The organism is Helicobacter pylori (genome assembly GCF_015904775.1).
In the GTDB taxonomy this organism is placed as follows: domain Bacteria; phylum Campylobacterota; class Campylobacteria; order Campylobacterales; family Helicobacteraceae; genus Helicobacter; species Helicobacter pylori_DM.
Map to the genome: position 1 here is coordinate 17,132 of NZ_JADZNC010000001.1, position 11,796 is coordinate 28,927.

8 protein-coding genes are annotated in these 11,796 nt (G+C 36.0%); 5 read left to right on the forward strand and 3 right to left on the reverse strand.

Features of this window, described 5'->3' with window-relative positions; translation table 11 throughout:
- Window positions 1-29: 29 nt before the first annotated feature.
- The 4 genes from tlpB to I6852_RS00095 all read left to right on the forward strand — a co-directional run bounded on the left by tlpB (window position 30) and on the right by I6852_RS00095 (window position 5,927).
- Window positions 30-1,685: a methyl-accepting chemotaxis protein TlpB gene (tlpB, locus tag I6852_RS00080; RefSeq protein ID WP_414735718.1), complete on the forward strand. Its 1,656-nt coding sequence runs from the start codon at window positions 30-32 to the stop codon at window positions 1,683-1,685.
- Window positions 1,686-1,863: 178 nt separating this feature from the next.
- Window positions 1,864-3,885 carry a DNA methyltransferase gene (locus I6852_RS00085; protein WP_001875841.1) on the forward strand — a complete coding sequence of 674 codons (2,022 nt, stop codon included), beginning with the start codon at window positions 1,864-1,866 and terminating at the stop codon, window positions 3,883-3,885.
- A complete protein-coding gene (locus I6852_RS00090; RefSeq protein WP_025445337.1) occupies window positions 3,885-5,042 on the forward strand; it encodes an HNH endonuclease in 1,158 nt (385 codons plus the stop codon). Before I6852_RS00085 ends, I6852_RS00090 begins: the two co-directional genes overlap by 1 nt.
- Before the next feature lie 120 nt (window positions 5,043-5,162).
- A complete protein-coding gene (locus I6852_RS00095) occupies window positions 5,163-5,927 on the forward strand; it encodes a glycosyltransferase family 2 protein (protein ID WP_197291217.1) in 765 nt (254 codons plus the stop codon).
- On the opposite strand, the gene I6852_RS00100 is transcribed toward I6852_RS00095, so the two are convergent.
- The 3 genes from I6852_RS00100 to tlpA all read right to left on the reverse strand — a co-directional run bounded on the left by I6852_RS00100 (window position 5,924) and on the right by tlpA (window position 10,036).
- The gene (locus I6852_RS00100) at window positions 5,924-6,685 is read right to left on the reverse strand and encodes an outer membrane beta-barrel protein (protein WP_197291216.1); all 762 of its coding nucleotides are present in this window, start codon (window positions 6,683-6,685) and stop codon (window positions 5,924-5,926) included. The genes I6852_RS00095 and I6852_RS00100 overlap by 4 nt on opposite strands.
- Before the next feature lie 217 nt (window positions 6,686-6,902).
- Window positions 6,903-8,009: an epoxyqueuosine reductase QueH gene (locus tag I6852_RS00105; RefSeq protein WP_197291215.1), complete on the reverse strand. Its 1,107-nt coding sequence runs from the start codon at window positions 8,007-8,009 to the stop codon at window positions 6,903-6,905.
- Window positions 8,009-10,036, reverse strand: coding sequence for a methyl-accepting chemotaxis protein TlpA (tlpA, locus tag I6852_RS00110; protein WP_197291235.1), 2,028 nt, complete (start codon window positions 10,034-10,036; stop codon window positions 8,009-8,011). Before tlpA ends, I6852_RS00105 begins: the two co-directional genes overlap by 1 nt.
- 197 nt (window positions 10,037-10,233) lie before the next feature.
- Between tlpA and thrC the strand changes: the two genes are divergently transcribed.
- Window positions 10,234-11,694, forward strand: a complete 1,461-nt coding sequence (thrC, locus tag I6852_RS00115) for a threonine synthase (protein ID WP_197291214.1) — start codon at window positions 10,234-10,236, stop codon at window positions 11,692-11,694.
- Window positions 11,695-11,796: the final 102 nt, after the last annotated feature.

The window sequence follows — 11,796 nt, forward strand, 5'->3', positions numbered from 1 at the left end:
TGATGTTTGCTTCGTTGGGGACTCGTATTATGCTGGTCGTGTTAGCCGCTCTTTTGGGTTTAGGGGGGCTTTTTATTGGTTTTGTAAAGGTTATGCAAAAAGATGTGTTAGCGCAACTCATGGAGCACTTAGAAACCGGGCAATACAAAAAGCGTGAAAAAATGCTCGCTTACATGACAAAAATTATTGAACAGGGCATTCATGAGTATTACAAAGATTTTGACAATGCTACTGCAAGAAAAATGGCACTAGATTATTTCAAACGCATTAACGACGATAAGAGCATGATTTATATGGTGGTGGTGGATAAAAACGGGGTGGTGCTGTTTGATCCGGTCAATCCTAAAACCGTAGGCCAATCAGGGCTTGACGCTCAGAGCGTTGATGGGGTGTATTATGTTAGGGGGTATTTGGAGGCGGCTAAAAAAGGGGGAGGCTACACTTATTATAAAATGCCTAAATACGATGGAGACGTGCCGGAGAAAAAATTTGCCTACTCGCATTATGATGAGGTGTCTCAAATGGTGATCGCAACGACTTCTTATTACACTGACATTAACACCGAAAATAAAGCGATCAAAGAAGGCGTGAATAAGGTTTTTAATGAAAACACCGCAAAATTATTCCTTTGGATACTGACAGCGACGATAGCGTTAGTGGTTTTGACGCTCATATACGCTAAATTGAGAATCGTGAAACGCATTGATGAACTGGTCCTTAAAATCAACGCTTTTAGCCATGGGGATAAGGATTTGAGGGCCAAAATTGATGTGGGTGATCGCAACGATGAAATCTCGCAAGTGGGCCGTGGGGTCAATTTGTTTGTGGAAAACGCCCGCTTGATTATGGAAGAGATTAAAGGCATTTCCACTTCCAATAAAACTTCAATGGATAAATTAGTCCAAATCGCGCAAGAAACCCAAAAGAGCATGAAAGATTCCTCAACCACCCTAAATTCCGTAAAAAATAAAGCCACGGATGTAGCGAGCATGGTGAATGCTTCCATAGAGCAGTCTCAAGGGTTAAGGAAGCGTTTGATTGAAACGCAAGGGCTTGTCAAAGAGAGCAAGGATGCGATTGGGGATTTATTTTCTCAAATCATAGAGAGCGCGCACACTGAAGAGGAACTCTCTAGCAAAGTGGAGCAGCTAAGCCGTAACGCTGATGATGTCAAATCCATTTTGGATATTATCAATGATATTGCCGATCAAACCAATCTTTTAGCCCTAAACGCCGCTATTGAAGCCGCAAGAGCCGGCGAGCATGGCAGAGGCTTTGCGGTGGTGGCTGATGAAGTTAGGAATTTAGCCGGGCGCACTCAAAAGTCTTTAGCTGAAATCAATTCCACTATCATGGTGATTGTCCAAGAAATCAATGATGTGAGTTCGCAAATGAATCTCAATTCGCAAAAAATGGAGCGCTTGAGCGATATGAGTAAAAGCGTGCAAGAAACTTACGAAAAAATGAGTTCTAATTTAAGCTCAGTCGTATTAGACAGCAATCAAAGCATGGACGATTACGCTAAATCCGGACGCCAAATTGAAGCTATGGTAAGCGATTTTGTAGGAGTGGAAAAAGTGGCTTCTAAAACTTTAGCGGATTCTTCAGATATTTTAAACATCGCTACGCATGTGAGTGGAACGACCACGAATTTAGACAAACAAATGAATTTGTTTAAAACTTAAGAGTCAAGATAACTCAAGGCTCCTTGATGGGAGTTTAAGTTATCTTGACCCAAAATAAAATTTAAATAAGGTTTTTATCATTTTATTTTTTAAGTGAGACTAAAGAAGGGTCATAAGCGACAACCAAACTATGATAAAAACCTATATGAAGTTATAATTGTTATGCTATACTACTCAAATGAATAGAGGTTTGCAAGAGATTCTAAATGGAGATAGTTTATATATTCTAAAAAATCATATAGAAGATAATTTTGTAGACATTATTATTACTTCGCCACCGTATAATGTGGCACACAAATATGAAAATTATAATGATGATTTAAATTTTGAATCTTATCTCAAATCAATGCACGATATTTTTAAAGAATGCTACCGTGTGCTTAAAGAGGATGGGAGGATCTGTGTCAATGTACCTTTTGCGGTAAAAAATAGAGATAGCAAGGAGGTGAGATTTTTAAGTATTTATATAACACAAATTTTGAATGAAATTGGTTTTAAGGAGTTTGAACTTATAACTTGGCACAAGGGAAAAGATGTTAAGCACTTTCAAGGGAATAATACAGCTTGGGGAAGTTGGAAAAGCCCTTCTTGCCCGTCTTTTAGACCTTTAGGAGAAGCAATATTAGTGTTTTATAAGGAAAATAAAACTCATAAAAATGAGAGAGGATTAGCAGATATTACTAGCCAAGAGTTTAAAGAATGGACAAAAAATATTTGGTATTTTGATAAAGATAGTGATCAAGGCTTTGAAAATATTTTATGTGTTAGCAACAATGCCAAAAAAAATTTACATCCCGCACCTTACCCAGAAGAATTAATTGAGAGATTATTAAAAATTTATTCTTATCAAAATGATATTGTGTTAGATCCTTTTAATGGCACGGGCACGACAACTTATGTGGCAGATCAATTACATAGGCAGTTTATTGGCATTGAGTTATCAAGCAAATATTGCAAAATTGCTATTGAAAGATTACAAAAAATCACAGATTCTCAAGCTATCCCTATCATAAAAAGCTACCCTACAACACTAACAAATTTAGTCAATAGTGATAATATACTAGACTCTTTAAATGAAGTTTTTCCTTATAAAGAAGCCTTTAGCCCTTATCTTATAGAGCATTTGCAACATCGTTTTGGTTGTTCTATTGAGAGCGTTTATGATCCATTTTGTGGTGTTGGCTCTAGCTTTTTAAATACACAAACGCAAGTTTGCTATGGTTTTGACACTTCACCATTTGCCATAAATGTCGCTAAAGCAAAATTAGAAAAATTGGATTCTAATAACTTAAAAAAAGCAGAAAAACATGTCGGTAATTTTATGGATAGCAATAGAGAATATCCATTTCCACAATGGGAATCTTTTGGCAAATATACTAATAAAAAGCGATTTGATCTCATCATGGATTTTATAGAATCTTTTAAAGATTTAGATGAAAAAATTTATCATTTTGTGCGTTTTCTAGTATTTTGCAATTTGGAAAAAATGCTGAATTTTAAAAAAGATGGTAATGGCATTAAGTATAGAGAAAGCAAGATTAAAGATATAGAAGTTTATCTTAAGGCACTCACATTAAGGGCATTTGTGTTGAAAAGAGAATTTGATATAAAAAATTCTAAGGTTATAAGTTTAAAGAACTGCTCATCTATAGACAATAAACCAAAAGATAAAGTTGATTGTGTTTTAACATCTCCGCCATATGCAAATTTATTTGATTATTTTGAAATTTACAAAATGGAGTTATGGAGTAGCAAAATTGTAAAAAGTTATGAAGAGTGGAAAAAGCTTAAAAAATCTGCTCTAAGAAACAACAAAAATGCAGCTTTAAAACAACAAGATAAAATAGAGAACATATCACTCAATCACACATTAGAAATTCTTAAAAATAAAGGTATAGAATCAAGCACTTTGACAATGTTGAATAATTATTTTTTTGATATGCAAAAAGTTTTAAAAAATTGTTTTGAAGTTCTTAAGGATGGAGGATTTTGCTTTATTGTAGTTGGAAATTCTTGCTATAAAGGAGTACCGATACAAACTGATGAAATCTTGGCACAAGAGACACAAAAATTAGGCTTTAAATGCAAAGAAATTATTGTTGCTAGGAAGCTTAAAACATCTAGTCAGCAGATGAAGATCATTGATTCTAAAGCTAAATTTTATTTACGAGAGAGCATAATTGTTTTGCAAAAGGGGTAATGATGAAATATGTTAATATGCGATATAAAAGGAATAGTACGGATTTATTTTTTGATTCTTTCAAACATTTTAAGCACAATCTTTCCAATCTTATAGGAATAGAATTGCCCACACTTATTCATCTTGGTGCTAAAAAATATTTAAACACAAGCCTTATTTCTACCAACTATAAGTCAAAATATCCCGATATGAGAAAAATAGGACTTATAGATTATAATAAACCAAGTGATTATGATTTTGTTCTAACCAAAGAAGCGAAGCAAATAATAAACGCCTTTGATCGTTCTTCTGTTAATGTTTATGATGAAAATATATCAAAAAGTGATAGAAAAAATATTGATTCTTTGTCGCCTAAAGACTTATTTTTATCTATTGTTAATTGGAAGCAATATAAGAAGTCAATTTTACAACTTATTTTATCCTACTATGATACTGCAGATTCCATTCGCCCATATTTGGTGCTTTTAAATTATATGAGAAATTACAATATAAAAATTTTAAAAAAAGAGTTTTTGCAAAATATCTTAGCCCAAACAAAAGAAGATGTTTTACTTATGCAATACAATCAAGATGCTTTTAAAGATCTTAATTTGGAAACGCAAAGAGAATTAAATAGACCCGTTTCATATATTTACAACTTTCTTATAACAGCCTTGGTGTTGGATGATTCTCATAATGTGATCGTTGATTTTAATTTTGTAGATATATTAAATGCTAGCATGAATAATATTTCATATTCTTATCATACTAAAAATAGTTTTAGACCAGTAGGAAAACAACAACTATTTAGAGAACATGTTTTAGAGGCTTATGATTATAAATGTGCCATAACCGGCAAATCATTATTTATTGATAATAGATGTTTGCTAGAAGCAGCGCATATTATCCCATATAGAGACGGTGGATCTTTTGCCGTGAATAATGGTATAGCTTTAAGTTATGAGATGCACAAAATGTTTGATAATGGGTTATTTAGTTTTGGATATGAAAATGATGGTGAAGTGGTTATAATCACTTCATCATCAAATCGCATAGTGGATAGACAGGGAATTTTAGCCAACCTTAATCGTAAATCCATATTCTTGCCAGAACAATTAGATTTGCGTCCAGATCCACTAGCTTTGCAGTATAATAGGGATAAATTCTTGTTGCGGTGATGTTTTGGCAAATCACAATTCCACCTTATTTTAATGTCAAGGATTATGTAAAATAGCTATCAAGATTCTGTACATTCTTATTCTAAAAATTAGAGAGGAGTTTATCAAAAAAGGGTTGGATTGTTAAAAGTTTCTGTGATCACGGCGTGTTTTAATAGCGAAAAAACCATTGAAGACACCATTCTTTCTGTGCTTCATCAAACTTATAAAAACATTGAATACATCATTATAGACGGCTCTAGCGCGGATAGCACTTTAGAAATCATTCAAAAATACAGAGATCAAATCGCTTACGTGATGAGTGAAAAGGATAAGGGCATTTATGACGCTATGAATAAGGGCATAAAGCGTTCTAGTGGGGATATTATCGCTTTATTGAATAGCGATGATTTTTACAAAGATGAGTTTGTGATAGAAAAAGTGGTGCATGAGTTTGAAAGGAAAAATTGCGATAGCGTGTATGCGGATCTGGTTTTTGTCAAACCGGATCGTTTAGAAAAAGTGGTGCGTTATTATGAAAGCGGGGAGTTTAGCCCTAAAACCTTGCTTTATGGCGTGGTGCCAGCGCACCCCACGCTCTTTGTCAAAAAAGCCATTTATGAACGCTACGGCTTATACAAAACCGATTATAAGATTTCAGCGGATTTTGAGATGATCATCCGCTTGTTTGTGGTGCAAAAAATAAGCTTTTCTTATTTGAAAGAAGCGTTAGTGGTGATGCGCACCGGTGGGGTTAGCGCGAGCGGGTTTAAAAGCCTTTTATTAAGGAATAAAGAAAACATAAGAGCATGTAAAGAAAACGGCATTCAAGCGAATGTTTTTTCCATGCTTTTAAAATACCCTAGGAAAATCATGGGCCTATTTAAAAGGGGAAAAGGGGGCTAAAACGAAACGATTAAAGAAAGATTAGCGTTAAATCGTGGTTTGAATCTTTCTTGATGGTTGTTGTAAATGTAGGAAACATTCCTCACTAAAGGCATTTCAATCCCTAATTGCAAGGACAAATAGCCGATAAAATCCACGATAAAACCAAAACGCAAAGGGGCTTGAAAAAAGGTTTTTTTGGTTCTTGGGATGATCGTTGTGATAGCACCTGGTTTAATTGTATCCACCAATAACACCCCTTGCTCTAAAGCGATTCCTAAATAACTCCTAAAACGATAAATATTTTTATCTACAAAAATCCAAGAAAAATCTAACGCGCCTCCGTAATTTTGCACCATTAGGATTTGAGGCTGAGAGAGCGAAACAGAATGGAAATAGTTATAGACGCTAAAGATTCTAAAACCGACTTTAGGGTGGTTTCTTAAAAAATGCTCCAAGCCCGTAGCGGTATTAAACCCTATGCTATTAGCTACAAGAGTCAAGGTTTGGTTAGAAGTTGAAAAAGTGGCTTGCGAATAGTTGTATCCAAAAATAAAGAAAAATTTAAGGCTTTTTTCCAAAGCCCTTTTTAAGATTTGCTGGTTTTTGTCTAGGATTTGCTGTTTTTCATTGTTTTTTTCAATAGTTAGGGGTTTGGGTTTGTCGTCTTCATTCTTGTTTTTAAAATTTTCCAAGAATTGAGACCAAGTGATCTCTTTAGCTTCTAAAAAGAGTAAATTCAACGATAAAAAGAGATAAATACTAAATAGAGTTTTCAAATACAGCCTTAAACTTTTTACGGCTATTGTGCCTAATTATCTTAAATTAACTTTAAATTACTTGCATGTTTTGACTGAATACAACCCCTACTTACACGCAACGCTATATTTTAAAACGATATATTGTTTTAGGTTTTGTTCTCATCAAGCATGGATAACTAAAGCCAACTTTAATGATTTTTCATTACAAGAATTTATCGCTCCATTAAAATTTAGCTTAGAGCAAATAAAACACCTTTTCTTCTTGAAAAATGCTTTTAATTTCTACAAAAAGGGTTTTTTCTGTGCGTTCTTCTAGCACGATAATAGGGTTAATACTCTCGCTCCCGCTCACTAACGCCCTTAAAGACAACTCTTCTTCATAATTCAAGGGGTTAAGGTTTAACTCTTTTAAATTATCATAGTTTTTTGCCATAAGAGTATTAAGGCCTTCTAAAGTTAAAAACAAGGTTTCATCTCTTTGGCTATAACCCACTAGCGCGCTTAAACGCTGAGAAAAAACCCACCTTAAATCGTTAATCCTAACCTTAGCCTTACTTTTAGAGCGCGCTAGAATACAGCAATTCAAGGGGTTTGAATTTTTAGAAAGCCACACGCCCCCATTTAATAAGCGGTAAGTTGCGATCGTTTTTTGGGCTAAAAAAGGTTTATTGCCATTCTTTTTAGCCGCTTCTAATGTTCTAAAAACTTGCGTTCTTTCTTCAATACTTGCGGGTAAAATCTGGCGTTTTAAAGGCGAATAAAGCTCAAAGGGGCTTCTGTTTTGGGATTCTTTTTGGATTTTTAAAGCGAATTGGCAACCGCAATAATTTTGCCGATAAAGCTCGTTTTCTCTCGCCAAAGCTTGCAAATTTAAATCCAACTCGCTCTTAAAATGTTCAAAGTTATCGTTTCTAAACACAACAAATTCCAAATTGTGCCTTTGCGCGATATGCTGCCCCTTAGCGATGAGCTGGTTAGGGTCTTTTTTAGGGCTTGTGAGTAAGGTGGTGGTGAATCTTTCTTCTCCTAATTCAAAGGCTTTTAATGCGCTCGCTTCTAAGCGTAAATCAAAGCACTCAAAACAGCGCTCGCTTTTTTCCCCTAACAATTCCTTACCCTTAGCTTTGTCTAAAAATTTTTCTAATTCATAATCGCCCTCAAGCAATTCAATTCCTAGCATTTCGCAAGTGCGTTTCACGTCTTCTAAACGCAACAAGTATTCGCTATAAGGGTGGATATTGGGGTTATAAAAAAACCCTACAATTTTTTCACCCACAAAAGCCTCTTTAGCCTTTTTTAAAAAATACAGGTTATCCACTGAGCAGCAAATATGAATGAGCATTAAAACTGCTTTTTATTCACGTCTTCTAAAATATCGTTAGAGACTTTGTCAATTTCTTGACTGATTTCTAACGAATCGCTAGCGATTTTTAAATTGCCCTCAATAACCGATCTTAAGGCTTCAATAGAAGCGTTGATTTCTTCTACTTCTTTAACCTGGTTTTTAATGCTTTCGCTCGTGTCTGAAATGCTTTGAACTAAAATATTGATATTGGCTTCAATCTCGCTGAGGGATTTTTGCGTCCTTTCAGCGAGCTTCCTAACTTCATCAGCCACCACCGCAAAGCCTCTGCCATGCTCGCCGGCTCTTGCGGCTTCAATAGCAGCGTTTAGGGCTAATAGATTCGTTTGATCAGCGATGTCTCTGATGATTTCTACAATGCTTTTAATGTCTTGCCCTTGTTCAATCATGGCTTCACTTTGAGAGCTCACGCCTTGAATGGAAGTGGTGATATTTTCTATCGTTTTGGAAGTTTCCATCAAGCTTTTGTGTTGGGAATTGGAAGCCTTTTCTAAATTTTGCACGCATTCTTTTAAATTCGCGCTATCGTTCGCTAAATCTTTGGCAAAATTAGACGAAGTTTCTAGCATTTTTTGGATTTCTTGCCCTAAAGCGTTAGTAACCAATTCCACCCTACCCGAAGCGTTTTGGATCCGGCCTCTAAAATCCAAACCAGAATAGCTTTCAAAGATTTTGAAAATGCTTGGCATGTGAGTCCCTACGCTTTCTTGCAAATAATCCATGATTCCGTTTAGCGCATCTCTCAATTCTTTCAGATCAGGGCTTGCGGGCTCAGCCGTGATGCGCACCGCAAAATTCCCTGCTTTCACGTCTGAAACCACTTTAATGGTGTCTTGGACGGCTTGCCTGTCTTCTTGCATGGTTTTTTGGGTTTGCAAGATATTTTTATTGATCGCTGTTTGCATGCGCCCTAATTCGTCATTAGATTTCGCTTCAATCAATTTAATATCGCTAGAATGGGCTTGATTGTTCAATAATTTAAAGAAATGAGACAAGGTGCTAGAAACGACTTCCAAACGATTGCTCACAATCGCTCGCATTAAGAGAGTGATCGCTATAATCAAGGCTAACACCATGATAGCGCTCGCCACGATCACCATAAAACGCACCGAGCCTACTTGCTCATAGACCTTGTCTTTTTCAATGATTAAAGCGATCATCCAATTGAGATTGTCTTTACTTTCTGTTTTGCCTAGCATTTTAAAGGTTTCAACGGCTAAAAAATTTTCCTTATGGCTAAAGGGATCTAGGTATTCTAAAGTCGCTTTAGAGCCGTTTTCTAAAATAGCCAGCACTTCGTTGGTGGCTTTAGGCACGCTCTTATAGATTTCTGCGATAGATTTGTCTTGCAAACTCTTATTCGCGCTCAAAAGCACTTTACCCTTAACGCCAATTAAAAACAAATCGCTCCTGTTTTTAGTGATTTCATTGCTGAAGCTGTCAATAGAAAGGAAAATCACCAAAGCCCCTACAACCTCTTGAGCGTTTTCATTCAATAAAGGTAAAAGAACATCAACCCCATAAACTTCCGCCCCATTAGGCATTTTCCTATAATAAGGCAAGCTTTTAGAAATTTCTTTATTTTTCATCGTTTTTTGCACTAAAGGGTTATTCCCCAATGACGGATTTTCCACCAACTTAATCGTATCGTTATCCCTTAAAAGCGTTAATCTTAAATCTTCTCTGTCTTTAAAAAACAGGCTCACCCCAGCGACATGCGAATTGGCTAAAATGAAGTTTTTTAACAAGCGGATTTTGATTTCTCTTTTGGTGTCTTTAGGGAGCATTTCTTTGACAATGCCCATGCTCGTATAAGTGTTTTCCAAAACCCCTTGCACTTCCTTAACCTTAAAATGCAAACTATCTTGCATAGAATGCAGAGCGCTTTCTTTTGAAATCTCTTTCACCCTGCTGTTTAAGGACACCCCTAAAATGCTCACGCACACGATCACAATCAACGCCACGCACAATATGATTTTATTACCGATACTCAAACCTTTAGACAAAACAACCTTACTATGATGAAATTTTTTGCCCATTTGCGGCAAAATTTTAAACCGCATTATAGTATTATAAGCATAAATCAAAAATTAAATTGGATTAAAAAGACGATCAATCATTCTCATCAAAAACCATTTTAAGGTTACATTCGCTCTTTTAGGGTATGCTACGACTTGAAATTAAAATATAAGAAGGAATCATCATGCCTTTTGTCCCCACGCGTTCTTTGAAAGAAAAAAAGATTGATTTTATTGAAGCAATATTAAACCCCAACGCTCCAAAAGGCGGTCTTTACACTTTAGAGCATTTTGAAACATTAGAATGGCAGGATTGTTTGGGCATGAGCTATAGCGAATTAGTAGAGCATGTGTTTGAGCTTTTAAATTTAGAAATCCCTAAAAATTTACTAGCAAGTGCTTTAAAACGCTATGAAAATTTTGATAACCCTAAAAACCCAGCCCCTATTTTTGCGCTCAATGAAAGGCTTTTTGTCCAAGAACTCTACCATGGGCCTAGCTTGGCGTTTAAAGACATGGCGTTGCAGCCTTTAGCGAGCTTGTTTTCTAACCTAGCGGTAGGAAAAAATGAAAAGTATTTGATGCTCGTTTCTACAAGTGGGGATACCGGCCCTGCGACTTTAGAAAGTTTGGCGGGCATGCCTAATGTTTTTGTGGTGTGTTTATACCCCAAAGACGGCACGAGTTTAGTCCAAAAGCTCCAAATGGTTACCCAAAGCGCTAGCAATTTAAAAGTCTTTGGGATCAGTGGGGATTTTGATGATGCGCAAAACGCGCTCAAAAACCTTTTAAAAGACGATGATTTTAACGAAGCGCTAAAAATGCACCAATTAAAATTAAGCGTGGCTAATTCCGTGAATTTTGGGCGCATCGCTTTTCAAATCGTCTATCATATTTGGGGCTTTTTAGAATTGTATAAAAAAGGCGCGATCAATTCTAAAGAAAAAATCACCCTAGCCATACCTAGCGGTAATTTTGGGAACGCATTAGGAGCGTTTTATGCCAAAAAAATGGGCTTGAATATTGCTAAAATCAAGGTTGTAACCAACAGCAATGATGTTTTAAGGGAGTTTATAGAAACAGGGCGTTACGATTTAACCCATCGTTCTTTAAAGCAAACTTACTCGCCGGCTATGGATATTTTAAAAAGCTCTAACGTGGAAAGAGCGCTTTTTGATCTCTTTGGGTTTGAACGCACGCTAGAATTGATGCAAGCTTTAGAAGAAGAGAAATTTTACGCCTTAAAGCCTAAAGAATTAGCCCTTTTACAGGAGCATTTTTCTTGCGCGAGCTGCTCAGATGAAGCTTGTTTGAAAACAATCCAAGAAGTTTATGCAGAGCACCAATACCTGATTGACCCTCACACCGCCACCGCTTTAAACGCTAGCTTGAAAACTAATGAAAAAACCCTTGTTTCTGCTACCGCCTCTTATGAAAAATTCCCTAGAACCACCCTTTTAGCCCTAAACGAGCAAAAGAAAAACGATAACGACAAAACCGCCCTAGAAACGCTTAAAAACAGCTACAACACCCCAGATAGCCAGCGCCTTGATGATTTATTTGAAAGAGGAATCAAGCACCAAGAGGTTTTAAAACTCAATGAGATCAAATCTTCTATCCTTTTGTGGCTAGAAAGCCTACATTAAATCTTTTTTAAGCCCTTATTCCTAATAAAATCTTAATTTTAAGTCAAACTACACTATAATAAGGAAATTCTAAACGAAGATTAAACTGAATGAAAGGAGTTT

Excerpts from the sequence above, each read along its gene's own strand:
- tlpB (WP_414735718.1), top strand. The coding sequence starts at position 30 with ATGCTGGTCGTGTTAGCCGCTCTTTTGGGTTTAGGGGGGCTTTTTATT.
- I6852_RS00085 (WP_001875841.1), top strand. The coding sequence starts at position 1,864 with ATGAATAGAGGTTTGCAAGAGATTCTAAATGGAGATAGTTTATATATT.
- I6852_RS00090 (WP_025445337.1), top strand. The coding sequence starts at position 3,885 with ATGATGAAATATGTTAATATGCGATATAAAAGGAATAGTACGGATTTA.
- I6852_RS00105 (WP_197291215.1), bottom strand. The coding sequence starts at position 8,009 with ATGCTCATTCATATTTGCTGCTCAGTGGATAACCTGTATTTTTTAAAA.
- thrC (WP_197291214.1), top strand. The coding sequence starts at position 10,234 with ATGCCTTTTGTCCCCACGCGTTCTTTGAAAGAAAAAAAGATTGATTTT.